Annotated in this window: 26 protein-coding genes, 1 tRNA gene and 1 pseudogene; 11 read left to right on the top strand and 17 right to left on the bottom strand. The window is 68.9% G+C overall.

Going from position 1 to position 23,621, the window contains the following annotated elements; all coding sequences use genetic code 11:
* Positions 1 to 3 precede the first annotated feature (3 nt).
* Genes KY493_RS11935 through KY493_RS11925 form a run of 3 tightly spaced genes read right to left on the bottom strand, consistent with a single transcriptional unit; the run spans position 4 to position 2,845 of the window.
* On the bottom strand, positions 4 to 459 hold the full coding sequence (locus KY493_RS11935; protein ID WP_219896550.1) for a hypothetical protein: 456 nt from the start codon (positions 457 to 459) through the stop codon (positions 4 to 6).
* 14 nt (positions 460 to 473) lie between these two features.
* Positions 474 to 2,000, bottom strand: coding sequence for a 2-polyprenylphenol 6-hydroxylase (ubiB, locus tag KY493_RS11930; RefSeq protein WP_219896549.1), 1,527 nt, complete (start codon positions 1,998 to 2,000; stop codon positions 474 to 476).
* 44 nt (positions 2,001 to 2,044) lie between these two features.
* On the bottom strand, positions 2,045 to 2,845 hold the full coding sequence (locus KY493_RS11925; protein WP_219896548.1) for a class I SAM-dependent methyltransferase: 801 nt from the start codon (positions 2,843 to 2,845) through the stop codon (positions 2,045 to 2,047).
* 124 nt (positions 2,846 to 2,969) lie between these two features.
* Between KY493_RS11925 and KY493_RS11920 the strand changes: the two genes are divergently transcribed.
* Together KY493_RS11920 and KY493_RS11915 are read left to right on the top strand one after the other, a co-directional pair.
* The gene (locus KY493_RS11920) at positions 2,970 to 3,275 is read left to right on the top strand and encodes a 4a-hydroxytetrahydrobiopterin dehydratase (protein WP_219896547.1); all 306 of its coding nucleotides are present in this window, start codon (positions 2,970 to 2,972) and stop codon (positions 3,273 to 3,275) included.
* Complete coding sequence (locus KY493_RS11915; protein ID WP_219896546.1) at positions 3,272 to 4,054, top strand: SDR family oxidoreductase; 783 nt, start codon at positions 3,272 to 3,274, stop codon at positions 4,052 to 4,054. The genes KY493_RS11920 and KY493_RS11915 overlap by 4 nt, the downstream gene beginning before the upstream one ends.
* Positions 4,055 to 4,129: 75 nt before the next feature.
* Here KY493_RS11915 and rpsT read toward each other — a convergent pair whose 3' ends face one another.
* The 3 genes from rpsT to KY493_RS11900 form a co-directional block, all read right to left on the bottom strand.
* Positions 4,130 to 4,402, bottom strand: coding sequence for a 30S ribosomal protein S20 (gene rpsT, locus KY493_RS11910; RefSeq protein ID WP_219896545.1), 273 nt, complete (start codon positions 4,400 to 4,402; stop codon positions 4,130 to 4,132).
* 93 nt (positions 4,403 to 4,495) lie between these two features.
* A complete protein-coding gene (locus KY493_RS11905; protein WP_219896544.1) occupies positions 4,496 to 5,362 on the bottom strand; it encodes a haloacid dehalogenase-like hydrolase in 867 nt (288 codons plus the stop codon).
* A 31-nt stretch (positions 5,363 to 5,393) separates the two neighbouring features.
* Positions 5,394 to 5,909 (bottom strand): S-type pyocin family protein, encoded by a 516-nt coding sequence (locus KY493_RS11900; RefSeq protein WP_219896543.1) that lies wholly within the window; start codon positions 5,907 to 5,909, stop codon positions 5,394 to 5,396.
* A gap of 101 nt (positions 5,910 to 6,010) precedes the next feature.
* On the opposite strand from KY493_RS11900, the gene coaBC reads away from it, so the two are divergent.
* Genes coaBC through KY493_RS11885 form a run of 3 tightly spaced genes read left to right on the top strand, consistent with a single transcriptional unit; the run spans position 6,011 to position 8,061 of the window.
* On the top strand, positions 6,011 to 7,234 hold the full coding sequence (gene coaBC, locus KY493_RS11895) for a bifunctional phosphopantothenoylcysteine decarboxylase/phosphopantothenate--cysteine ligase CoaBC (protein ID WP_219896542.1): 1,224 nt from the start codon (positions 6,011 to 6,013) through the stop codon (positions 7,232 to 7,234).
* On the top strand, positions 7,231 to 7,680 hold the full coding sequence (dut, locus tag KY493_RS11890; RefSeq protein ID WP_219896541.1) for a dUTP diphosphatase: 450 nt from the start codon (positions 7,231 to 7,233) through the stop codon (positions 7,678 to 7,680). Before coaBC ends, dut begins: the two co-directional genes overlap by 4 nt.
* 15 nt (positions 7,681 to 7,695) lie before the next feature.
* Complete coding sequence (locus tag KY493_RS11885) at positions 7,696 to 8,061, top strand: hypothetical protein (protein ID WP_255567885.1); 366 nt, start codon at positions 7,696 to 7,698, stop codon at positions 8,059 to 8,061.
* 3 nt (positions 8,062 to 8,064) lie between these two features.
* Here the strand turns inward: KY493_RS11885 and dapB are convergent, their stop codons facing one another.
* The 3 genes from dapB to dnaK all read right to left on the bottom strand — a co-directional run bounded on the left by dapB (position 8,065) and on the right by dnaK (position 12,096).
* On the bottom strand, positions 8,065 to 8,805 hold the full coding sequence (gene dapB, locus KY493_RS11880; protein ID WP_219896539.1) for a 4-hydroxy-tetrahydrodipicolinate reductase: 741 nt from the start codon (positions 8,803 to 8,805) through the stop codon (positions 8,065 to 8,067).
* A 3-nt stretch (positions 8,806 to 8,808) separates the two neighbouring features.
* Positions 8,809 to 10,008, bottom strand: coding sequence for a molecular chaperone DnaJ (gene dnaJ / locus KY493_RS11875; RefSeq protein WP_219896538.1), 1,200 nt, complete (start codon positions 10,006 to 10,008; stop codon positions 8,809 to 8,811).
* A 183-nt stretch (positions 10,009 to 10,191) separates the two neighbouring features.
* Positions 10,192 to 12,096: a molecular chaperone DnaK gene (dnaK, locus tag KY493_RS11870; protein ID WP_219896537.1), complete on the bottom strand. Its 1,905-nt coding sequence runs from the start codon at positions 12,094 to 12,096 to the stop codon at positions 10,192 to 10,194.
* 206 nt (positions 12,097 to 12,302) lie between these two features.
* Between dnaK and KY493_RS11865 the strand changes: the two genes are divergently transcribed.
* The 3 genes from KY493_RS11865 (at position 12,303) to KY493_RS11855 (ending at position 16,257) form a co-directional block, all read left to right on the top strand.
* Positions 12,303 to 12,947, top strand: coding sequence for an alpha-ketoglutarate-dependent dioxygenase AlkB (locus KY493_RS11865; protein WP_219898544.1), 645 nt, complete (start codon positions 12,303 to 12,305; stop codon positions 12,945 to 12,947).
* Positions 12,948 to 13,020: 73 nt separating this feature from the next.
* Positions 13,021 to 13,920, top strand: a complete 900-nt coding sequence (locus tag KY493_RS11860) for a dienelactone hydrolase family protein (RefSeq protein ID WP_219896536.1) — start codon at positions 13,021 to 13,023, stop codon at positions 13,918 to 13,920.
* 90 nt (positions 13,921 to 14,010) lie between these two features.
* The gene (locus KY493_RS11855; RefSeq protein ID WP_255567883.1) at positions 14,011 to 16,257 is read left to right on the top strand and encodes a S8 family peptidase; all 2,247 of its coding nucleotides are present in this window, start codon (positions 14,011 to 14,013) and stop codon (positions 16,255 to 16,257) included.
* 11 nt (positions 16,258 to 16,268) lie between these two features.
* Here KY493_RS11855 and grpE read toward each other — a convergent pair whose 3' ends face one another.
* Both grpE and hrcA read right to left on the bottom strand, forming a co-directional pair.
* A complete protein-coding gene (grpE, locus tag KY493_RS11850) occupies positions 16,269 to 16,868 on the bottom strand; it encodes a nucleotide exchange factor GrpE (protein WP_370627379.1) in 600 nt (199 codons plus the stop codon).
* 32 nt (positions 16,869 to 16,900) lie between these two features.
* The gene (gene hrcA, locus KY493_RS11845) at positions 16,901 to 18,019 is read right to left on the bottom strand and encodes a heat-inducible transcriptional repressor HrcA (RefSeq protein ID WP_255568141.1); all 1,119 of its coding nucleotides are present in this window, start codon (positions 18,017 to 18,019) and stop codon (positions 16,901 to 16,903) included.
* A 49-nt stretch (positions 18,020 to 18,068) separates the two neighbouring features.
* Between hrcA and rph the strand changes: the two genes are divergently transcribed.
* The 3 genes and pseudogenes from rph to KY493_RS14650 form a co-directional block, all read left to right on the top strand.
* Entirely contained in the window at positions 18,069 to 18,785 is a 717-nt protein-coding gene (gene rph / locus KY493_RS11840) for a ribonuclease PH (protein WP_219896533.1), read from the top strand.
* Between the two features lie 66 nt (positions 18,786 to 18,851).
* Positions 18,852 to 19,199: a hypothetical protein gene (locus KY493_RS14525; RefSeq protein WP_255567882.1), complete on the top strand. Its 348-nt coding sequence runs from the start codon at positions 18,852 to 18,854 to the stop codon at positions 19,197 to 19,199.
* Positions 19,199 to 20,107, top strand: a pseudogene (locus KY493_RS14650) (acyltransferase family protein); the annotation flags it as partial. The gene KY493_RS14525 and the pseudogene KY493_RS14650, both read left to right, overlap by 1 nt.
* Before the next feature lie 100 nt (positions 20,108 to 20,207).
* On the opposite strand, the gene KY493_RS11830 reads toward KY493_RS14650, so the two are convergent.
* From KY493_RS11830 to hppD, 6 genes are all read right to left on the bottom strand, one after another.
* A tRNA-Leu gene (locus KY493_RS11830) sits at positions 20,208 to 20,292 on the bottom strand.
* Positions 20,293 to 20,356: 64 nt separating this feature from the next.
* Positions 20,357 to 20,878 carry a CcdC protein domain-containing protein gene (locus KY493_RS11825; RefSeq protein ID WP_219896532.1) on the bottom strand — a complete coding sequence of 174 codons (522 nt, stop codon included), beginning with the start codon at positions 20,876 to 20,878 and terminating at the stop codon, positions 20,357 to 20,359.
* A 64-nt stretch (positions 20,879 to 20,942) separates the two neighbouring features.
* The gene (locus tag KY493_RS11820) at positions 20,943 to 21,206 is read right to left on the bottom strand and encodes a hypothetical protein (protein ID WP_219896531.1); all 264 of its coding nucleotides are present in this window, start codon (positions 21,204 to 21,206) and stop codon (positions 20,943 to 20,945) included.
* Positions 21,203 to 22,258, bottom strand: coding sequence for an isoaspartyl peptidase/L-asparaginase family protein (locus KY493_RS11815; RefSeq protein ID WP_219896530.1), 1,056 nt, complete (start codon positions 22,256 to 22,258; stop codon positions 21,203 to 21,205). Before KY493_RS11815 ends, KY493_RS11820 begins: the two co-directional genes overlap by 4 nt.
* A 13-nt stretch (positions 22,259 to 22,271) precedes the next feature.
* Positions 22,272 to 22,454: a hypothetical protein gene (locus KY493_RS11810; RefSeq protein WP_219896529.1), complete on the bottom strand. Its 183-nt coding sequence runs from the start codon at positions 22,452 to 22,454 to the stop codon at positions 22,272 to 22,274.
* Positions 22,454 to 23,554 carry a 4-hydroxyphenylpyruvate dioxygenase gene (gene hppD, locus KY493_RS11805; protein WP_219896528.1) on the bottom strand — a complete coding sequence of 367 codons (1,101 nt, stop codon included), beginning with the start codon at positions 23,552 to 23,554 and terminating at the stop codon, positions 22,454 to 22,456. Before hppD ends, KY493_RS11810 begins: the two co-directional genes overlap by 1 nt.
* Positions 23,555 to 23,621: the final 67 nt, after the last annotated feature.

Genomic DNA, 23,621 nt, shown 5'->3' with positions numbered 1-23,621 from the left:
GCCTCAGCTTTCGGCCGGGCGGAACAGCAGCAGGGCGATCTTGTTGTCGGCGTCGAAGCCGATCAGCCATTCCGTGACCTGGTTGTCGAAGGTGACGCGGAACAGGTCGGCGCCGTTCTCCTGGCCGCGCGCCTCCACAGTCTTGATGGCGCCGAAGCTCTTGATCAGCGGCAGGACCTGCGCCTCCTGAGCCTTGATCTTCGTGCCGAGGTCCGACGTGAAGTCGCTGTAGTCAAATCCGGCGCCCTGAGCCGCGACGATGACCTCGCGAAGCGCGGTCTCGGCGCGTGCGGTGTCGGGCGCCTGCGCGGCGGGAGCGGCTGCCTGTGGCGCGGCGGTCTGAGGCGTCGCGGCTTGCGGTCCATCGAAGCTGTTGGGCACCGCTCCGGCCGCGACGCTCTGGGCCATGACGGGGAGAGGCGCGGCGAGGAGGGCGGCGGCGATCAGCAGGGTCTTCATGTCGGCTCCGGCGGTCAGGACAGGTGCGGCCACAGGGCCAGGGCGAAGGCGCCGAGCGAGGCGACGGTCGCCACGATCACGCAGGCCGCCAGCCAAGGCGCGGTTCGGGGCTTTTCGATGACCACGGTGCGGACCTCCGGCTCCTCCTGGATGCGCCGCGACAGGGCGCGGGCGGCGGCCAGAAAGTCCTGCAGAGCATCCCGCGCCTGAGCCTGCGGACCCAGCTCGCGGCGGATCCAGCGTTCGACCACCGGTTGGGCGGCCTTCCACAGGTCGTGGTCGGGATTCAGCCGGCGGGCGACGCCTTCGACGGAGACCATGGTCTTCTGCAGCAGGATCAGCTCGGGCCGCAGGTGCATGTCGAACAGGGCGGTGATCTCGAACAGCTGACCCAGCAGCCGGCCCATCGAGACCTGGCTGGCGGCGCGGCCGATCACCGGCTCACCCACCGCGCGCAGGGCCTGGGCGAAGGCTTCGACCGAATGCTGCGGCGGGACGTAGCCGGCCTCGAAATGCACCCGGGCGATGCGGTCGTAATCGCGCGAGATGAAGCCCCACAGGATTTCGGCCAGGTAGCGGCGCTCGGCCGGGCCCAGCCGCCCGACGATGCCGAAATCGATGGCGGTCAGGTGCGCTGGGGCGCTGGCGAACAGATTGCCTTCGTGAAGGTCGGCGTGAAAGGCGCCGTGATCCAGCGCCTGGACCAGAAAGGCGCGCACCACATTGTCGGCCAGCTGATCCTTGTCGAGACCGGGCAGGTCGATCAGCGCCGGATCGGTCATGGGCGTGCCGGGCGCCCATTCCAGCGTCAGCACGCGCTTGCCGACCCCGTCCCAGACCACGGCGGGGGCGGACATGTAGCCGTCCTTGGCCATGACCTCGGCCATCTCGGAAGCGGCGGCCGCCTCCAGCCGCATATCGAGTTCCAACTCCAGCGAGCGGGCGATGGTCTCGACAAAGGCTTCCGGCTCGAGCCGGCGGGCCAGCGGGATCAGGCGATGCACAAGACGCGCCGCCAGCCGCATGGCGTCCAGGCCGTGCGACACCCGCCGCTCCACGCCCGGGCGCAGCACCTTGACCGCCACGCGCCGCCCGTCGGCCAGGTGCGCGGGATGGGCCTGGGCCAGGGAGGCGGCGGCGACGGGCTGGCCCAGGTCGATGAACAGCGCCTCGACCGGTCGGCCCAGCGAACGTTCGATCTCGCGCCGGGCCTCCTCCAGCGGGAAGGGCGGCAGGCGGTCCTTCAGGCGACCCAGGTCGCGCGCGAACTGGAGGCCGAAGATGTCGGCGCGGGTGGCCAGCACCTGGCCCAGCTTGATCGCGACCGGTCCGAGGTTCTCGAACGCCTTGCCGACGCGCTCGCCTGGTCGTCCCAGCTTGCCTTCGCGCGTGGCGAACATCTGGATAAGCTGCGCGAACGGGCGCGCCCAGCGGGGCAGCAGCGGCGTGGCCTCGCGCGGGATCAGGGCGTCATGACGCACCAGCACCCACAGCCAGCCGATCAGACGCAGCAGCGAGCCGACCGGGTCGTTCACCGGCATCGCCGGCGGCGGCTCTGGGGCCGTGCGATAAGGCGGGCGCGGGGTCAGATGGCCCACCCGTGGTGAATGGCCGCCACGCCGCCGGACAGGTTGGTCACCGAGACGCGGCTGAAGCCCGCCTGCTCGATCATGGCCTTGAACGTCGGCTGGTCCGGAAAGCGGCGGATGCTTTCGACCAGGTACTGATAGCTGTCACGGTCCTTGGCCACCCACTGGCCGATGCGGGGAATGGCGTTGAACGACCAGGCGTCATAAGCGCGGCGGATCACGCCTGTCGTGGGACGCGAGAACTCCAGACACAGAAAACGGCCACCGGGCTTCAGCACGCGACGCGCCTCGCGCAGCGCCTGGTCGACGTCCGCGACGTTGCGGATGCCGAAGCTGATGGAATAGGCGTCGACGCTGGCGTCCGGCAGCGGCAGGGCCATGGCGTCGCCGACCGTCCATTGCATCTCGGGCGCACTGTTCTTCAGCACGCCGTTGAGGATCATCTCGGCGTTGTAATCGAGCACGATGACGGAAGCGTCGTCGCCTCCGCGCCGCTCCTGCGCCGCGCGCGCCATTCTGGAATAGCGTCGGGCCATGTCGCCGGTGCCGCCGGCCACGTCCAGGATCGTCTCGCCCGGGCGCGGGTTCAGCTTGGCGGCGGCGGCGTCCTTCCACAGCCGATGGACGCCCGCGCTCATCAGGTCGTTCATCAGGTCGTAGTTGGAGGCGACCGAGTCGAACACGCCGCGCACCATGCGCACCTTTTCGCGTGCATCCACATCGCGAAAGCCAAAGGACGATGTCTTGCCTGAAGGCGCGGCGTCGGGGCCGGGAGGGGGAGGGGCGGCGTCGCTCATGGGAAGGGGTTTAGCCGCTCGCCGCGCCGCCGTCATCCGGACGTTTGGCCCCATCCCGCCAGCAGGCTTGGCGCATGGGACGACGCGGGCTACGCCTTTGGGAAACCGGCTGAGAGGAACCGCCATGACCGACGCACCTATGGAGTTGCAACACGCGCTGACGCAGCTTCCCGCCTGGAGCGCACACGACGGGGACCGACCTGCTATCGTGCGGGCGTTGCGCTTCGCCGACTTCAACGCCGCCTTCGGCTTCATGAGCCGGGTGGCTCTGCTGGCCGAGAAGATGGATCACCATCCCGAATGGTCGAACGTCTACGACCGCGTCGAGGTGCTGCTGACCACGCACGACGCCGGCGGGGTGACGGACAAGGACGTGCGCATGGCGCGCTTCATCGACGAGGCGGCGCAAGGCGCGGGCGTGCGCGAATGAGCGGCCGGGTCGCGGGCAAGCGTGTCCTGATCACCGGCGGCGCTGGCGGCTTGGGTCAGGCCATGGCCTGGATGATGGCGCGCGAGGGCGCACGCGTCGCCATCAGCGACATCGACGGCGCGGCGGCCGAGCGGCTGGCGAATGCGATCAACGCCGAGATCGCGGGCGCGGCCGTCGCCTACGCTCACGACGTACGCGGCGAAGACGATTGGGCGCGGGTGGTGGAAGTAGCCGCGCGCGAGCTGGGCGGCCTGTCCGTCTTGGTCAACAATGCCGGCGTGGGCGGGCCGCTGGCGTTCGCGGAGGATGACACGGTCGAGAACTGGCAGCGGCAGTTCGAGATCAATCTGCGATCGGTGATGCTGGGCTGCAAGCACGCCATGCCGCATCTGAGACAGGCGGCGCCGGCCTCCATCGTCAACATATCGTCGCTGGCGGGCCTGGTCGCGGCGCCGGGCATGGGCGCCTACAATGCGACAAAGGCCGGCGTCTGGATGTACACAAAGACGGTGGCGCTGGAGGCGGCCAAGAACGACTGGAACGTGCGCTGCAACTCGGTGCATCCGGTGTTCATCCGAACGCCGATCCTGGATCCCTTCACCGCCATGGCCGGCGGCGACGAGGCTCGGGCGCACGAGCGGCTGGCGCGCGGCATTCCGCTGAAGCGGATCGGAGAGCCGGACGATGTGGCCTATTGCGTGCTCTATCTGGCGTCGGACGAGAGCCGCTTCGTCACCGGGGCCGAGTTCAAGATCGACGGCGGCACGACGGCTCAATAACGAAAACCGGCGGCCGCAGGAGCGACCGCCGGTTCGAAATGTCTGCAGCCTGGGGCGAGCCCGCCCCGAAGAGCGTCAGGCCGCAGCCGACATCTTCTTCAGCTGGGCGGCCAGGCGCGAGACCTTGCGCGAGCCGGTGTTCTTATGGACCACGCCCTTGGACACGGCGCGCATCAGTTCCGACTGGGCCTCGATGAAGGCGGCCTTGGCGGTGTCGGCGTTGCCGCCGGTCACGGCTTCCTGGAACTTGCGCAGGTAGGTGCGGACGCGCGAACGGCGCGCCTTGTTCACTTGCGTCCGGGCTTCGATCTTGCGGATCGCCTTGCGGGCGCCGGGGTTGTTGGCCATCGTCAAACCTATGATGCGGAAACGCCGCAGACCACCTGTCCACGGCGCGGAAATCTCAAGAGCGCGCGGCTATAGCGGAAAGCCCCGCGCGGGTCAACGCGCGTCCGCAGGCATCGCCCCCTCATTGATGGCGATGCGCCCGATCAGCCCCTTGACGATCAGGTCCAGCGCCGAACCCTCGCGATAGTCGGCGGCGGCGACGAAGTTGACCCGATCCTCGGAGATCAGGCTGTAGACCTTTTTCTGGTCCCGTTCGTTGGAGCGCGGATCATAGACCGCGATCGAAAAGCCCCCCTTGGTGTGCATCATCTTCATGGTCGGCACGTCGGTGTCGCCGTCGCCGATGAAGATCATCCGATCGAACGGGATCGGCCGTTCGTCGTCGGGAATAAAGTGGTTGATGCGCTCGTGCTCCCAGTGATTGCGCACGCCCTTGTTGATGCGGAACAGGTACTGGGTCTTGGTGGTGTAGTTGACGCCCACGGCCGGCCAGGCGGCCTCGCCCTTGTCGTCATAGACGTAGTGAGAGGCGAAGACGTGCGTCAGTGCGGGGCGGATCGGCGTGCCCTCGATCATCTCCTCCAGGCCGGCCGAGACGATGTAGTGCTCGATCTCCAGATCGTACCGGGCGCCGAAGGCGTTCATGCGCTCGAACCACGAAAGGTCCTTCAGCCCTTCGAACAGCGCCACCTCACGGCCGTGATCGCGCAGGGTCTCGCGCGTGATCGGCGCACCGTTCTGGCGGGCGTGATGCAGCATCAGCTGCATGTACATCAGGATGCCGTCGCCGTCGGCGGCCTGGGTCAGGCGTTCGGCCTCGTTCCAGAAGTCGCCGATGCTCATCCCGACCGACGGGATGAAGCTGACCTCCTGCATGTTGCCGCGCGCCAGCGTCCCGTCGAAATCGTAGATCAGCGCGGTCTTCAGCGGGCGGCGAGGCGAGGGCGGGACGTGCGTCATCCCGCCGCTTTACGCCTTGCCGGACGCGCCGTCAGCCCTCGTCGCGGCTGGAGGAGCGGCGCTGACCGAAGGTGGGCGCTCGCTCCTTTTGCTCGGCCCAGTAGGCGGGGCCGTCGTCGGGCTTGAACATGGTACGCGGGGTGCCGTTGCGGGCGACCACGGCGAAGGTGTTGGTCGAGGCTTGATAGATCAGGGTGTCGCCATTGGCGCGCTTCACCGTTTCGGCGTCCTTGGGCGGGCGGCGGGTGAAGGCTTCGATCTTGTCGGCGTACTCTTCGGCCGACTTGGCGCCAAAGGCGGAGCCGTTGCGCTCATACAGGCGCGTGACCTTGTCGTTCGCGCTTTCGCTGCGATTGGCGGTGACGGCGGCCTTTTCGATCGGAGCGTCCATGGCGGAGGCGTCGGCCGCCTCTGCGTCCCCGCCGACAAGGGTTTCAGCGGCGGATGCGGCGCGATCTCTCGTTTCGACGGCCGATGGCTCGCCACAGGCAGCCAGCCCCGAGAGCGCAAGGCCGGCAGCCGCGAGCGCGACGATACGAATGGTCATGATCCCCCTCATCCCAAAACCCCGGGTAAGCTTATCCACACGTGCGCCGATCCAGCAATGATCTTTTGCGCGGCCCAGTTCGCGCGGCTAAAACAGGAGGCATGACCCCGCTCCCGCTTTCCGACCGCAAGGTGCTGCTGATCGTGGGCGGCGGGATCGCGGCCTACAAGGCGCTGGAGCTGGTGCGGCTGATCCGCAAGGCGGGCGGCGCCGTGCGGGTGATCCTGACGCAGGCCGCGGCGGAGTTCGTGACGCCTTTGTCGCTGGCGGCTCTGAGCGGCCATCCGGTGCGCCAGGGCCTGTTCCTGCCCGATGAAGAAACCACCATGGGGCATATCGAGCTGTCGCGCTGGGCCGACCTGGTGGTCGTGGCGCCGGCGACGGCGAGCCTGATCGCCCGGGCGGCGAACGGCCTGGCCGACGATCTGGCCTCAACCACCCTGATCGCCACCGACAAGCGGGTGCTGTGGGCGCCGGCGATGAACGTGCGCATGTGGGAGCATCCGGCGGTCAAGGCGAACATGGCGCGGTTGCGCGGCTTTTCCGGCTTCCACGCCGCCGCCGTGGTCGGGCCGGACGATGGCGAGATGGCGTGCGGCGAATACGGCCCTGGGCGGCTGGCCGAACCGCCGGCGATCCTTCAGGCCATCGTCGATCTGATCGGGGGCGAGCGGCGGCTTGAAGGTCGACGCGCGGTGATCACCGCCGGTCCGACGTTCGAGCCCATCGATCCGGTGCGGGGCCTGACCAATCGCTCCAGCGGCAAGCAGGGCTATGCGATCGCCCGGGCGCTGGCGGACCAAGGGTGCGAGGTGACGCTGGTGTCGGGGCCGACCGCGCTGGCGGCGCCCGCGGGCGTGCGTCGCATCGACGTGGAAACCGCGCTGGAGATGAAGGCGGCGGTTGAGGCGGCGCTGCCGGCCGATATCGCCGTGCTGTCCGCCGCCGTGGCCGACTGGCGCGTGGACACCATCGCGGGCGGCAAGATCAAGAAGGGGCCGGGCGGGCCACCGACCCTGGACCTGATCGAGAACCCCGACATTCTGAAAGGCGTCGCCGCGCCGGGTCCGCAACGTCCCTCATTGGTCATCGGCTTCGCCGCCGAGACGGGGAACCTTGAGGCGAACGCCCGCGCCAAGCTGTCGAGGAAGGGCTGCGACTGGATCGTCGGCAACGATGTGTCCGAGGACGTGTTCGGCTCGGACGGCAATGCGGTGACGCTGGTGACGGCGGACGGGGCCGAAAGCTGGCCGCGCCAGTCCAAGGTCGAGATCGCGCGGGCGTTGGTCGCTCGCATCGTCGAACATCTGAAGGAGGACCGATGACCGCTGTCCAGCTAGAGCGCCTGCCGCACGCCGAGGGGCTGCCGCTTCCGGCCTATGAGACGAGCGGCTCGGCCGGCATGGACCTGCGGGCGGCGGTGGCGGACGACCAGCCGCTGGTGCTGGAGCCGGGCGGGCGGGTGCTGGTTCCGACCGGCTTTCGGATCGCGCTGCAGCCGGGGTTCGAGGCCCAGGTTCGGGCGCGCTCGGGGCTGGCGCTGAAGCACGGGATCATCTGCCCCAATGCGCCGGGAACGGTGGACAGCGACTATCGCGGCGAAGTCGGGGTGATCCTGGCCAACATCGGCGGCGAGCCCTTCGTGATCCGGCGCGGCGAGCGGATCGCCCAACTGGTGATCGCCCGGCACGAGCGGGCCGAGTGGGTCGAGGTGGAGGCGCTGGATCAGACCGCGCGCGGCGCGGGCGGCTTTGGATCGACAGGGCAATAGGCGATGGAAGCTCTGGTGGATCGGATCATCGAGGCCCTGAGCGGCGTCTTCTCGCTGGCGGGGGCGGGGTTCGACGGGGTCAATCAGGCGCTGGGCCTGGTGATCGCGCTGGCCGCGGCGCTGATGACGTCCTCCTGGCGGCGGCTGGCGTTCTCCGCGCTGGGCGCCGTGGTGGTGCACCTGCTGTTCCTGGCCATGCTGCCGCTGGCGCGCGGCGGATCGTTCGCCTTGCCTGACGTGCTTTCAACCGACTTCTGGATCGGCGCGGCGGCGCTGTTCCTCGGCTATCTGATCGTGATCGCGATCTTCTTTGTACTGAAGTCGCTCTTGACCGGCGCGCCTGTGGGGCGCGGACCCGGCCGACGTCGGCGGCTGAGGTAAGGCTCAGGCCTGACGAAAGCCCAGCACGTCCTGCATGTCGTAAAGGCCGGGACGGCGCGAGCGCACCCAGGCGGCGGCGACCACGGCGCCCTTGGCGAACAGGCTGCGGTCGATGGCCGAGTGGCTGAGGGTCAGGACCTCGTCCTCCGAGGCGAACAGCACGGTATGCTCGCCCACGATCCCGCCCGCGCGGGTGGATGAGAAGCCGATCCGTCCGGCCTCCCGCTCGCCCCCGACGCCGTCATAGGGGGCGGTGCGCAGGTCCTCCAGGTCGGAGCCGCGCCCGGCGGCGGCGGCTTCGCCCAGCATCAAGGCGGTGCCCGACGGCGCATCGACCTTGCGCCGATGATGGGCTTCCGAAATCTCGATGTCCCAGTCGGCGGCGTCGAGACGCATGGCGGCGTGCTCGACCAGGCCTATCAGGATGTTCACGCCCAGCGAGAAGTTGCCGCTTCTGACGATGGCGATGCGCTCGGCCGCCTTGTCCAGCTCGGCTTCCTGCTCGGGCGAAAAGCCGGTCGAGCCGATCACCAGAGCCGGAGCGCCCTGTTCCGCCGCCCGCCGAGCCAGATCCACCGAGGCCTCCGGTGTCGAGAAGTCGATCACCACGTCGCACAGTGACAGGTCCGCCGTCTCGCCCCAGTCGAACCGCGCCGAAACGACCACGTCGTCTCGGGCGTCGAGAACCTGGGACACCGCGCGGCCCATCCGGCCCCGGGCGCCGGAGATGCCGGCGTGGAACATGCGTTATGCGTTCTCTTTCGATCCGTCCGCGTCCTGATTGCCCAGGATGTCGGCCCAGAAGCGTTTGGCCTTTCCAGCAAAGCTGGAGTTGCGCGGGTTCTGCGCCTCGCCGAAGGACTGCGCAAGCTCCTGCATCAGCTCCTTCTGACGGGCGGTCAGCTCGGTCGGCGTCTCCACGAACAGCTCGACCACCAGATCGCCACGCGCGCGGCCGTTCAGGTGCGGCATGCCCTTGCCCTTGATGCGCACGGTCTTGCCGGTCTGGGCGCCGGCCGGCACGGTCACGCCCGCCTTGCAGTTGCCGTCGCAAGCCTCGGACACCAGGCAGGGCGCATCGATCTCGCCGCCCAACGCCGCCACCGTCATCGGCACCGGCACGGTGACCAGCAGGTCCAGGTTGTCGCGCTCGAACAGCTCGTGCGGCTGGACCGACAGGAAGACGTAAAGGTCGCCGCGAGGGCCGCCGCGCTGGCCGGCGTCGCCTTCGCCCGACAGGCGGATGCGCGAGCCGTCGTCCACGCCGGCCGGCACCTTCAGGCTGAGGGTGCGGGTCTTTCGGACCTGTCCATGGCCGTGACAGGCGGTGCAGACGTCGGCCGCTGCGATCTTCTGGCCGGCGCCGCCGCACGAGGGGCAGGTGCGCTCGACCTGGAAAAAGCCGTTCGCCTGGCGCACGCGCCCGGCCCCGTGGCAGGTCTGGCAGGTGGAAGCCTTGGCTCCGGGCTTTGCCCCCGCCCCGTCGCAGACGTCGCAGGTGGCGGTGGAGGGAATGGAGATTTCCCGCTCAGCTCCGCGGTACGCCTCCTCCAGGGTGATCTCGAGGTCGTAACGCAGGTCGGAGCCACGACGCGGACCGCCCTGGCTGCGGTTCTGCCGCCCGCCGAAGGCGTCCCCAAAGGCGTCGCCGAACACCTGCGAGAAGATGTCGTTGATGTCGGAAAAGCCCTGCTGCCCGCCGCCGAAGCCGCCGCCTGCGCCGCCGTTCACGCCTGCATGGCCGAAGCGGTCATAGGCCGCGCGCTTCTGGTCGTCCGAAAGGACGGTGTAGGCCTCGGAGATTTCCTTGAACCGGGTCACCGACTCTTCCGAGCCGCCGTTGCGGTCGGGGTGGTGGGTCATGGCCAGCTTGCGGTAGGCGGCCTTCAGACCGGGCGCGTCGATCGTGCGCTCGACGCCCAGAACCTCGTAATAGTCACGCGCCATCTGGCGTTGGTCCTCTTTGTTTCTCAGCGATCCAGCGGCCGCGCCGCCTGTACGGGCGCCGGCCGACACGGGCCTTCCGTCCCGGCTGAGATGGGCGCCGGGGCGTTTGATGCAACCTTCATGAAAGGGCCCCGCCTATCGTGTGACAAGCGGGGCCCGATCATTTCAGCGACCTGTTGCGGATCAGGCGCTCTTCTTGTCGTCCGAGTCGGAGACTTCCTCGAACTCGGCGTCGACCACGCCATCGTCGGTGGGTTGGGTCGAGCCGGCGTCGTCCGATCCCTGCTGAGCCGCGTACATGGCTTCGCCCAGCTTCATCGAGGCCTGGACCAGGATGTTGGTCTTGGCGCGGATGTCTTCCGGGTCCGTGCCGTCGCGCGCGGCCTTCAGCTCGGTCAGGCCGGTCTCGATCGCCGTCTTGTCGTCGGCCGAGACCTTGTCGCCGTGCTCGGCCAAAGCCTTTTCGGTCGAGTGGATCAGGCTGTCGGCGCCGTTCTGGGCTTCGACTAGGTCCTTGCGGGTCTTGTCGGCGGCGGCGTTGGCCTCGGCTTCCTTGACCATCTTGTCGATGTCGGCGTCCGACAGGCCGCCGTTGGCCTGGATGCGGATCGACTGTTCCTTGTTGGTCGCCTTGTCCTTGGCCGAGACGTTGACGATGCCGTTGGCGTCGATGTCGAAGGCGACCTCGATCTGCGGCATGCCGCGCGGCGCCGGCGGGATGCCCATCAGGTCGAACTGACCCAGCATCTTGTTGTCGGACGCCATCGGGCGCTCGCCCTGGAAGACCCGGATCGTCACCGCGTTCTGATTGTCGTCGGCGGTGGAGAAGACCTGGGACTTCTTGGTCGGGATGGTGGTGTTGCGCTCGATCAGCGGGGTGAAGACGCCGCCCAGGGTCTCGATGCCCAGGGTCAGCGGGGTGACGTCCAGCAGCAGCACGTCCTTGACGTCGCCTTGCAGCACGCCGGCCTGAACGGCCGCGCCCAGCGCCACGACTTCATCGGGGTTCACGCCCTTGTGCGGCTCCTTGCCGAAGAAGGCCTTCACGGCCTCCTGCACCTTGGGCATGCGGGTCATGCCGCCGACCAGCACCACTTCGTCGATGTCCGAAGCCTTCAGGCCGGCGTCGGCCAAGGCCTTCTTGCACGGCTCGATGGTGCGTTGGACCAGGTCGTCGACCAGGGCTTCCAGCTTGGCGCGCGACAGCTTGATGTTCAGGTGCAGCGGTCCGGATGCGTTCATGGTGATGAACGGCAGATTGACCTCGTACTGGGTGGTCGAGGACAGTTCCTTCTTGGCCTTTTCGGCCTCTTCGCGCAGGCGCTGCAGGGCCAGCTTGTCCTGGCGCAGGTCGACGCCCTGCTCCTTCTTGAACTCGTCGGCCAGGTAGTCGGCCAGGCGCACGTCAAAATCCTCGCCGCCCAGGAAGGTGTCGCCGTTGGTGGACTTCACCTCGAACACGCCGTCGCCGATCTCCAGGATCGAGACGTCGAAGGTGCCGCCGCCGAGGTCATAGACCGCGATCTTCTGGCCTTCGTTCTTCTCGAGGCCATAGGCCAGCGCCGCCGCGGTCGGCTCGTTGATGATGCGCAGGACTTCAAGGCCGGCGATCTTGCCGGCGTCCTTGGTGGCCTGACGCTGCGAGTCGTTGAAGTAGGCGGGCACGGTGATGACGGCCTGCGTCACCTTCTCGCCGAGGTAGGCCTCGGCGGCCTCCTTCATCTTGGTCAGGGTGAAGGCCGAGATCTGCTGGGGCGAATAGTCCTTGCCGTGGGCGCGCACCCAGGCGTCGCCGTTCGGACCCTTGACGATGTCATAGGGCACCATGCCCTTGTCCTTGGCCACGATCGGATCGTCGAAGTTGCGGCCGATCAGGCGCTTGATCGCGAAAAAGGTGTTGGCCGGGTTGGTCACCGCCTGGCGACGCGCCGGCTGGCCGACCAGGGTCTCGCCGCCGTCCTGAAGGGCGACCACCGACGGGGTGGTGCGAGCGCCTTCGGCGTTTTCGATGACCTTGGGATTCTTGCCGTCCATGACGGCGACGCAGGAGTTGGTGGTGCCGAGGTCGATGCCGATGATCTTGGCCATGAGCTTGGTCTAGTCTCCGTTGCGGCGGGCGATGCGGCGGCCTTGCTGAAGAAGCGCCGCGCTTGACCGCCCCCAGGTGGGTTGGCGTTGATTGATCCCGGATAGCCCCAAGCGTTGCGGGGTTTCTCCGGACTGGCCCCGATATGGGAAGAGGCCGGGGGGCTGCAAGAGCCGAGACGGGCGCACGCGGGATGCGGTTGCGCTATATGCCAGGGGTGGATGTATCCGAACGCCCTTGCCTGCGCGAGACGCCGACCGCGATCGACGGTTTTCGCCTGTGGAAGAGCGCCCTGTCGCCGGACCAGCAGCGAGCCTTGCTGGCCGAGGTCGAGGCGGGGATCGCCGCCGCGCCCTTCTACCGGCCGACCACGCCGGGCGGACGCCCGTTCTCTGTGCGGATGACCAACTTCGGGCCGCTGGGCTGGGTGTCGGACCGCGCAGGCTATCGCTACCAGCCGCATCATCCCGGCACGGGAGAGCCGTGGCCGGCGATCCCGCCCGTGCTGCTGCAGCTTTGGGATGCGGCGACCGGCTGGCTCGAGCCGCCGGACGCCTGCCTGGTCAATCTGTATGAGGCTGGCGCGCGCATGGGGCTGCATCAGGATCGGGACGAGGCGGACCTCCGGGCGCCGGCGTTGTCGGTGTCGCTGGGAGATGCGGCGGTTTTCCGCATCGGGCCGGCCGAGGGTGGGCGGACCACCTCGCTGAGGTTGGAGAGCGGCGACGTCTGCGCCTTGACGAGTGCGGCTAGGCTCGCGCGCCACGGGATCGACCGGGTGTTGGCGGGGTCGTCGAGCCTGATGGCCGGAGGCGGCAGGCTGAACCTGACGCTGCGACGGGCCAGGTGTTAGGGCGTTCTGTGCTGGACGTCGGGCGATTTGACGGCGCACTGTTCAGACCACAGCCCAGACGGAGCGTTTCGCCATGACCGTACTTACTCGCCCGGATGGGCCGCAGGCCGAAGACGTGCGGGTGAGCCGTCGCACGGTGGGGGCGCTGGGCGGCCTGCTGTTCGGCGGCTACGCCGTGGCCGCCCTGGCGCAGGAGGCGCACCCGATCACGACGAGCGGCGAAGGGTTGGTCGAGGAGACGGTGCGCTATTCCTCGCCCGACGGCTTTGAGCTTCCAGCCTTTGTGGCGCGGCCGCAGGGCGAGGGTCCGTTCCCGCTGATCGTGGTGGTGTCGGAGATCTTCGGCGTGCACGAATACATCCGCGATGTCTGTCGCCGCCTGGCGCGCGAAGGCTACGCAGCTATCGCCCCCGCCTTTTTCGTCCGGGTCGAGGATCCGGCGCCGCTGTCTGATGTGGGCCGGATCATGCAGATCGTGTCGGAGGCCAAATACGAGCAGGTAATGGGCGACATCGCCGCCACGCTGGACTGGGCCAGCCGGCAGGGTTGGGCCGGCGAAGGCAAGGCCGGGATCACCGGCTTCTGCTGGGGCGGCAAAGTGGTGTGGCAGGCCTGCGCCCGCTTCGCCGCCTTCGGCGCGGGCGCCGCCTGGTACGGACGGCTGGCGCCGTCGCCCGACGCCAGCACCGAACAGATCGCCTCCGGGCGGCCGTGGCCGGTGGATCTGGCCGAGGACCTGAAATCGCCGGTGCTGGGTCTGTACGGCGGCCGTGACCAGGGCATTCCGCTGCCTAGCGTGGAGGCGATGCGCGCCAACCTGGCGCGCGCCGGCCAGTCGGGATCGGAGATCGTCCTGTACCCTGATGCGCCGCACGGCTTCCACGCCGACTATCGTCCCAGCTACCGCCAGGCCGATGCGGTCGATGGTTGGCGGAAGATGCTTGCGCTTTTCTCCAAGACGTTGAAATCTTGAGGTAAGCCCGTTGCGGGCACGGTGTCCGCGAGGTCGATCTTCGAGGATGTAATGGCAAAGCTGGCGACGGGCCGCCCAAGAGCCGCCTGGATGTTGGGCGCGGCGCTGCTGTTCATGCCGCTGGCTGCTTGCGGCGGGGGCGGAGGCGGGGGAGGATCAGGCGGAGGGGCGCTGACGCCGCCGGTTCCGCCGCCCCCTCCTCCACCGCCGCCACCGCCACCGCCTCCGCCTCCACCGCCCTCCACGAGTTCGGCCGAGTACGGGCGCAACTACGGCCTGGCGAACATCCGGGCCCAGGCGGGTTGGAACGTCGGCGCGACGGGCGAGGGGATCACCGTCGCCGTGGTGGATGACGGCATCGACCTGGATCAGGCGGACCTGGTGGGGCGCATCTCCAGCGCCTCGACCGACGTGGTTCCCGGCCGCAACCAGCCCGAGGGGCCGGACAACCACGGCACCCTGGTGTCGGGCGTGATCGCCGCCAACTTCAACGGTTTCGGCACCATCGGCGTGGCCTATCGGTCGACCATCCTGTCGATCCGCGCCGACGTCAACGAGTGCGAGGACGACGAGAACGAGTTCTGCTTCGGCAGCGCGGACCTAGTGCGGGCGCTGGACTATGCGGTCGCCAACGGCGCGCGCGTCATCAACATGTCGCTGGGCGGCGACGGCCGGCTGGGAACCGCGTTCGAGGCGGCCCTGCTGCGCGCGACCAACGCCGGCATCGTCGTGGTCGCCTCGTCCGGTAACGACAGCGAGGACAATCCCGGTTGGCCCGCGCGATACGCCATCGACTCCCGCTTCGGCGGACGTGTCATCGCGGTCGGATCGCACACGGCGCAGGACGTCATGTCCAGCTTTTCCAACAAGGCGGGGGTGGCGGCGGCCGGCTATATTTCGGCGCCGGGCACGGACATCATCACTGGATGTGACGGCACGTCCTGCTATCGCGCCAATGGCACCTCATTCTCCGCTCCGCACGTTTCGGGTGCGGTGGCCCTGTTGCTGGACGCCTTCCCGAACCTCACTGGTCAGCAGGCTGTGAACATCCTGTTCGATACGGCGCGCGATGCGGGCGATGCGGGGACGGACATCGTCTACGGGCGAGGCCTTCTCGATTTGACGCGCGCCTTCCAGCCGGTGGGGGCGACCGCCACCCCGACCGCGAGCGGCGCAAGCGTCGTGGCGGAGGCCAGCCCCGGATCGTTCGTCGGCGCGGCGTTCGGCGACGCCTTTGGCCGCCAGAGCGCCCTGACCACCGTGGCCTATGACGCGTACGATCGCCTGTTCGAGGTGCAACTGGGATCGGCCTATCCGACCGCGCCGCGACCCTCGGTGCAGCCGCGCCCCTATGAGCCGAGCCAGCAGGCGACGGTCAGCCTGGTGGGTCCCGGATCGGTGCGCCTGAACCTGGTGGCGGCCCAGCCGGTTCCGACGCCCGAGCCGATCATGCCCCGGCGCAACCTGCTGGAGACGCCTTGGCGCGACGACGACGTGCGGCGCGAGGCCATGGTCGGCATAGACGCCGGCCGCCTGCAACTGAACGTCTGGCAAGGCGAAGGCGGCGCCGCCTCGCCGTTTGACGACGGCGCCGGAGACGGCTTCGCGGCGCTGGCCCAGGCCGACCGCGCGGTTCAGGGCGGCGTGCGCCTGGGCCGTGGCCTGTGGTTGTCGGCAGAGACGGGAACGGGCGATCGCCGCATGCCGCTGCAGCGCGTCGAGGACGAGGCGTCCTCCTATTCGCGGGCGATGCTGGCGTGGCGCGGCCGAGCGGGCGGGCTCAGCCTCGGGCTGGGCGGGCTGGACGAACGGCTGGGGCCGCTCGGCGCCTGGATGCCGTCGAACTCGGACATGGCGCTGCCGTCAAGGACGCGCTTCTACGCCCTGGCCGGCGACTGGGCGGTGAGTTCGCGCATCGGGCTGTTCGGCGAGGCCAGCATGGGCCGCACCGAGATCGAGGGACGGCTGATCGGCACGGACGGCGCGGCGACCAGCCTGGCCTGGCGGTTCGGCGCGGCGGCCGGCTGCAAGGGCTGGAGCCTCCTGTGCGACCGGGTCACCCTGTCTTTGGGGCAACCGCTGCGGATCGAGCATGGCGAGCTGACAGCGCTGCTGGCCGACGTGCCGCTCGATTACTTCGACCCGCTGACGTTTTCGCAGCGCCGGTTCTCGGCCGCGCCCAGCGGACGGCAGATCGACCTGACCCTGGCGGGCGAGCGGCGACTGGCGGACGGATCAAGCGTGTCGGTGCAGGGGATCGTCAGCCGCGAGCCCCTGCACATCGCCGGCGCCAAACCGGGTTTCTCCCTGATCGGCGCCTGGCGACGGGCGTTCTAGGACGCTTGCGGTCAGGCCTTGCCGTCGAAGGCCTGACCGTCCGGCGCGGCGGACGCGGCATAGGGCGATGACGCCTTGGCGCCCGACCCCTTGGCGGCCACCACCACCATGGCCGGGCGGATCGTGCGGCCGAACAGCTCGAAGCCCGCCTGCATGGTCTGGACCACCGCGCCGCCCGATACCGTGTCCGAAGGCTGCTCCATCATGGCCTGATGGAAGTTGGGATCAAAGGCGTCGCCGGCGCCGGGCGCCAGACGCTTCAGCCCATTGGTTTCAAAGGCCTGCAGCAGCGACTTCTGCGTCATCTCCAGACCGGTCACCAGGCCGGCGGCGGGACCCTCGGCGTCCTTGGGCGCGGCCTGCAGCGCGCGCTCCAGATTGTCGGCCACGCCCAGCAGATCGCGGGCGAAACGCTGAATGGCGAAGGCGCGGGCGTCGTTCTGCTGGGTCTCGGAGCGACGCTTCAGGTTTTCCATCTCGGCGGCGACGCGCAGGGCGCGATCCTTCCAGTCGTCGCGCTCGGCGATGACCTGATCCAGGGGCGCCAAATTGTCCGACGGGTCGGCGTTCAGCCCGGCCTCGGCGTTGATCTCGGCCTCGTCGGCGTCCAGTTCGGTGGGCTTGTTGTTGAAGTCTGTGTCGCTCACGTCTCGTTTCCGTCCAGCATTCGGCCCAGCACCCGGGCGGTGTAGTCCACCAACGGGATCACTCGGGCATAGTTCAGTCTCGCGGGGCCGATCACGCCGATGGCGCCCAGCACCCGCTGGCGGCCCGACATATAGGGCGCCGCGATCACGGCGGAACCCGAAAGCGAAAACAGCCGCGTTTCCGCTCCGATGAAGATGCGCACGCCCTGCGCCGCATCGACCCCGTCGAGCAGGCCGATCAGCTGCTCCTTCTGCTCGAGGTCGTCGAAAAGGACGCGGACCCGCTCCAGGTCCGCCAGACCGTCGCGATCCTGCAACAGGTTGGCCCGCCCGCGCACGATCAGGGCGCGCTCTCGATCAGGGCCGCCCGACCAGGCCGCAAGGCCGTCCTCGATAAGCCGTGCGGCGGCCTGATTCAGCTCCAACCGGGCGACGTCCAGTTCGCGGGCCATTTCTAGACGGGCGTCGGCGAACGGGCGGCCGCGTAGCCGGGCGTTCAGGAAGTTGGAGGCCTCCTGCAAGGTCGAAGGCGTGACGCCTGCGGACAGGGTCATGATGCGGTTCTCGACCGTGCCGTCCTCGGCGACGATCACCACCAGGGCCTGGTCGCGACCGAGCGCCACGAATTCGACGTGCTTCACGCCCGCGTCGCGCACAGGACTGGAGACCACGCCGGCGCCGCCGGCCAGGCCCGACAGCAGGTTGGAAGCTTCGTCCAGAGCCGCCTCGAAGTTGCGCCCCCCATCCTTTCCGCTTCTGGCTGCGAGGCGACCGTCGATCTCGCGCCGCTCTTCTTCCCCGAGGTCGCCGACCTGCAACAGGCCGTCCACGAACAGGCGCAGGCCCGCGTGCGTCGGGATGCGTCCAGCCGAGGCGTGCGGCGACGCCAGCAGCCCCGCCAGCGTCAGGTCCTGCATGGTGTTGCGGATGGAGGCGGGCGAAAGGGCCACCCCGGCCAGCGACAGGGTCTTGGACCCCACCGGCTCGCCGGTCTCCAGATAGCTCTCGACGATGCGGCGAAAGATGTCGCGCGCCCGCAGGTCGAGCCCGGCCAGGCCGCCGAGGCTCAGGGCCGCATCCGGGAACGGCGGGTTTTTCGGGGCATACAGCGACACGCTTTCAGGATAAGCAGCGCCGCCGCCGCTTCCAAGGATTTCCCGAGACATGCGCCCGTCCGATCGCACGCCCGAACAGCTTCGTCCCGTCACGCTGGAGACCGGGATCAACCGCTACGCCGAGGGGTCGTGCCTGGTGTCGTTCGGCCACACCAAGGTGCTGGTGACCGCCTCGGTCGAGGAAAGCATTCCCGGATGGATGCGCGGCAAGGGCCAGGGCTGGGTCACCGCCGAATACGGCATGCTGCCCAGAGCGACCCATACGCGTGGCCGGCGCGAGGCCGCGGCCGGCAAGCAGTCGGGCCGCACCCAGGAAATCCAGCGGCTGATCGGCCGCTCCCTGCGTGCGGTGGTGGACCTGAAGGCGCTTGGCGAGCGGCAGGTGGTGCTGGACTGCGACGTGATCCAGGCCGACGGGGGCACCCGCACGGCCGCCATCACCGGCGCCTGGGTCGCCATGGCCTCGGCGCTCGGCTACCTGCGCGACGAAGGCGTGCTGAAGACCGATCCGATCCTGGACCAGGTGGCGGCGGTCTCGTGCGGCGTGTTCGAGAACACGCCGGTGCTGGACCTCGACTATGAGGAGGATTCCAACGCCGAGGCCGACAGCAACTTCGTGTTGACCGGCGCGGGCCAGATCGTCGAGATCCAGGCGACCGGCGAGAAGCGCGGCTTTTCTCGCGCCGAGTTCGACCGGCTGTTCGCCCTGGCCGAGGGCGGGTGCGCCGAGCTGTTCGCGCTACAGCGGGCGGCGCTGGGGCGCTGAGCCTCTTTACCTTCCCCGGGTGATCCGGCCACTGTGAGCGCGGGATTGGGCTCGGGGGGACGGACCATGCGCCGGAGAGTGATGGCGGGACTGCCGATCGTGTTGACGGCGGTGCTGATCGGCTGCGCGCCTCCGCCGGGCGACCAGCCGTCGTCGGCGCGAGAGCCTCAGGCGACGATCCCGGAGGGGCCGGACATGCGCCCGCAGCGCATCCCTGGCGGCGAGACGCCGTGCCGGAGCGAGATCGGAGAAGCGGCGGCGGCGCGGCTGGTCGAGCGATGTCGCGACGTCAGTCCCGCAACCCGACCGCCCTGCAACGCGGCCAATCCTTGCGCTCTGATCCGCGAACACATCACTTGGGCCTGCGACAAGTGGGGACCGGGCGAGACGCGGCCACGGACCTGCGTCCGGTGATGAGGCCAGCCACGCAGCGCATCGATTGGCTGGATGCCGCGCGAGGGTTGGCCATCGCGCTGGTGGTGTTCGGACATGTGCTGAGGGGATTGGAGGCGGCGGGGGAGGCGGGGGCGAGCTGGGTCGGCGCGGCCGATCTGGCGCTCTACAGCTTCCACATGCCGCTGTTTTTCTTCCTGGCCGGGCTCAACGTCCGTGCGGCTTTGGAGCGCGGCAGGGGCCGCTTCATCCGCGACAGGCTGTGGACGGTGGTCTGGCCCTATCTGCTGTGGTCAGTAATTCAGGGTTCGGCGGCGGCGCTGGCGGCGGGCGCCACCAACGGCGAGCGGGCGTGGGGCGACCTGCTGCGCATCGGCTGGGCGCCGATCGGGCAGTTCTGGTTCCTGTATGCACTGGCGGTGCTGCACGGCGTCGCCGTGCTGATGGGCGGACGCACGCGACGGCTGTTGGCGTTTGGAGCGGCCGCCTTCGCTGCAAGCGTTCTGGTCGCGCCCGATCAGGGGCTGTGGCGCGGCCTGCTGCACGGCGCCCTGTTCTATACGGCGGGCATGTGGGTCGGTCCCGGCCTGAAGCCGTGGCGACTGAGCGGCGGCCTGGCTGGGGTCGGCGCGGCGATGGCGGCGGGCGTTTTCGCGGCGACGCTGCTGCTGCTGGCGGGACAGGCGCAGGGCGATCCCCGCTCGCCTTGGCTCCTGCCCTGCGCGATCTCAGGCGGGGCAAGCTTGCTGCTGCTCAGCCAGGCGCTGAAGGGCAGGGCGCTTCACGGCGCCGCCATTCTCGGGAGGGCGTCGATGACGATCTATGTGCTGCACATCCTGGCGGCGAGCGGGCTGCGGATCGGGCTGGAGCGGGCTGGGGTCGAGCTGCCCCTCCTTGCGGATCTGGGCATCGGCACGGCTGTCGGCGTGCTGGCGCCGCTGGCCGTGCATGGCCTCCTGAGCCGCCATGATCTGCTGTGGCCGCTGGGGCTGGCGCGACACCCGTCTCATCGACAAGGGTCGGGGCCCATGGTGCGGGCGGTCGGGGTCGAACCGACACTCCTTTCGGAACCGGATTTTGAGTCCGGCGCGTCTACCAATTCCACCACGCCCGCGAGCCGTAGGGTGTGCGACGCCTAGCGCGGGCCGGGGCGCTTTTCAAGCCGAGTGCGCGGCGGATCAGGCGACGGCGGCCAGATGGCTGTCGGGCTCGCCGGCCAAGACGCGGCGAGCGCGGATGTACATCTCGAGCCGCTGGGCCATGATCAGGCCGACCGCGAACAGCAAAAAGGCGTCGGTGAACACCGCGGCGTCGACGTGCCAGCCGGCGGCGTGCGTCTCCAGAAAGCTCCGCAGGGCGGTGCGGCCCGCCAGCAGGACAACCAGCACGACCAGCCCGATCGGCGAGGCCTTGGCCTTCAGCACGCCCTCCGAGGTCTTGTGGATGGTCACGGTCTTGCCTCGCCACCAGCCAAAGGCCGCACCCAGCGCCAGGGCCATGGCGAACGCCAGCCAGGCGACGGGGCCGAACGGCTGGTGCGGGGTGAAGAACAGGCCCATGCCGATAAGCGGAAGAACCAGGGCCGGCACGACCCACATGAACTGCGGCCGCAGCGTGCGGGGCGCGCCCCGGCTTTTCAGCACGATCAGCCCGACCACCAGGATCGGGATCAGGATGGGCAGAACCTGTTGCGGCGTCATTGCATCCCTCCCCCAAGAGCGTGACTTGGGCGAGACTTACGCCTGCCGCCGAGGCTGGCAAGACCTATTCGGATCGAGGTTCGGTCAGAAGCGCGCGGGCCTCATGCCCGGTGCGGGTCTCCGGATCGTGGACCTCGACTTCCACAATGACGCCGCCTTCAGGATCGTGGGCCCAGAGGTAGCGACGGGCGACCTCGACCTCTCGGCCGGACGGCAGAAAGCCGGTGAAGCTGTCGCCCCAAGGGGTGATCTTGCGGATCTCGGCGAAGGGCATGGCGCAGGCCGCGTCCAGCTCCTCACCGGCCATGGCTTCGAGCTCGTCGCTCATCGGTCTTCGTCCGCATAGATGGCGACGCGGGGCGACTGTGTGCTTGCGACCGAGCCCCGGTACATGCCCGATGTGTTCATGGCGAAGGCGGGGGATCCATTCGCGCCCATGACGATGACGCCGCCGTCCCCGCCGATCGCGCCGACCTCGGCGATTTCCGCCTCGGCCGCAGCCTGGACCGAGGCCCCGCTCGCCGTGCGTTGGCAGATGTCGCGGGCCACGGTAGAACGGATGAAATATTCGCCCGCGCCGGTCGCGGACACGGCGCAGCCGTCGGCGTTGGAGGCGTAGGTTCCGGCGCCGATCACCGGCACATCGCCGACCCGGCCCCATCGCTTGGCGGTCATGCCGCCTGTGGAGGTGCCGGCCGCCAGCCGCCCTTGGCTGTCCAGGGCGACCGCGCCGACGGTGCCGAACTTGCGCTCGTTCAGGGGCGGGGCGGGGAGGGCGGCGGTCTGGTCTGGCGACGGCGCGCCGGCGAGGCGGGGCGGGACCGGCTGGCCCTGGTCGGTCAGCGCCTTGACCAGGCCCTGCCACCGCCGCTCGGTGAAGAAGAAGGATGGATCGACCTGCTCGATCCCTTGCGAGGCGGCGAAGGCGTCGGCGCCCTCGCCGATCAGCATGACATGGGGCGACCGCTCCTTGACCGCGCGGGCGGCCGTGATCGGATGGCGGGTGGTGGTCAGGCCGGCGACCGCGCCGGCAGACAGGTCGCTTCCGTCCATGACGGCGGCGTCCAGTTCGTTGCGGCCCTCGGCCGTGAAGACGGCGCCGCGCCCGGCGTTGAACAGCGGGTCGTCCTCCATGACCCGGATCGCCGCCTCGATCGCATCCATGGCCGAGCCTCCTCGCGCCAGCACGGCCGAGCCAGCGTCCAGCGCCGTGTTCAGCGCGGCGCGATAGGCCGCATCCTGTTCCGGCGAAAGGCTGTTGCGCTCGATCACGCCCGCGCCGCCGTGGATGGCCAGCGACCAGCGCGGGGCCTCCTGCGCCGGAGCAGGCGTCGAAAGGACCGACAGGAGGGCGGCTGTGGCGAGCAGGGGAAGGCGCATGAGATGTCTCGCGTCAGGATCGATGATGGAGCCGCTTCCACACGCGATAGGCGACAATGGGCGCGAAGCCACAGACCAGGGCCGCGATCAGAACGACCCAGAAGCCGCCGCCCAGCCAGTACTCGCCCGCCAGCGCCCCGGCGCCGGCCGCCAGCAGCCCCAGCCAGGGCAGCCAGGCCGGCGGCCGTATCGCCATCAGGCGTCGACCTTGATCACGCCGCGACGGATCTGATCCAGCTCGATGGAATCGAACAGGGCCTGGAAGTTGCCGTTGCCGAAACCCTCATTGCCCTTGCGCTGAATGATCTCAAAGAAGATCGGCCCGAACACGTCGGCGGTGAAAATCTGCAGCAAGAGGCCCTCTTCGTCGGAGCCGTCGATCAGGATGCGGTTCTTGCGCATCCGCTCCACGTCCTCGCCATGGTTCGGCAGGCGCTTGTCGATCAGTTCGAAATAGGTCTCGATGGTGTCCTGGAACTCGACACCGCGCGCCCGCATCGCCTCCACCGTCTCGAAGATGTTCTCGGTGGTCAGAGCGATGTGCTGGATGCCCTCGCCGTTGTAGCGGCGAATGAACTCCTCGATCTGGGAGTTGTCGTCCTGGCTTTCATTCAGCGGAATGCGGATGGCGCGATCGGGCGCGATCATGGCCTGAGAGAACAGGCCGGTGGCCTTGCCCTTGATGTCGAAATACTTCTGTTCCTCGAAGTTGAAGATCGAGTTGTAGAAGCCGGACCAGGTCCGCATCTGGCCGCGCCGGACGTTGTGGGTCAGGTGATCCAGCACCTCCAGGCCGACGGTGTTCCGGGCCGCCGCCTCGCGCCAGCCCTCGATCTCGGTCCAGCCGTCGTAGATCGAGCCTGCATCGCCATAGCGGTCGATCAGATACAGCAAAGATCCGCCGATGCCCTGAAGGATGTAGGGGTGCTCGCCAAGCGCGCCGCCCTGCGCGTCCGGCGCCGCCACAGCGCCCCGCTGAAGCGCGCCTTCATAGGCGGCCTTGGCGTCCTCGACCCGAAAGGCCATGCCGTTGGCCGATGGGCCATGGTCGCCTGCGAAGGCGGCGGCCTGACCCTCTGCCGAACGGTGGACCAGGAAGGAGATGTCGCCCTGCTTCAGCCGCACGACGTCGGTGGTCGGATGCACGTGGGTGGCGACAAAGCCCATGGCCTCGAGCCGGTCCTGCATCGCCTTGGGGTCGGGTCCGGTGAACTCCACGAACTCGAAACCATCGACGCCCAGCGGGTTCTCCTGGTCGATGCGAGCGGCGGCGTCCGTCTGGGTAATGTCGGTCATGGGCGTGTCCTGCCTGATGCGATTGGGCCTTGCCGGCCGGTTGCAACGGAAACTAGTCGGACGCGGG

It is taken from the genome of Brevundimonas sp. PAMC22021, assembly GCF_019443405.1.
GTDB lineage: Bacteria > Pseudomonadota > Alphaproteobacteria > Caulobacterales > Caulobacteraceae > Brevundimonas.
This window is presented reverse-complemented; position numbering and strand designations above follow the sequence as displayed.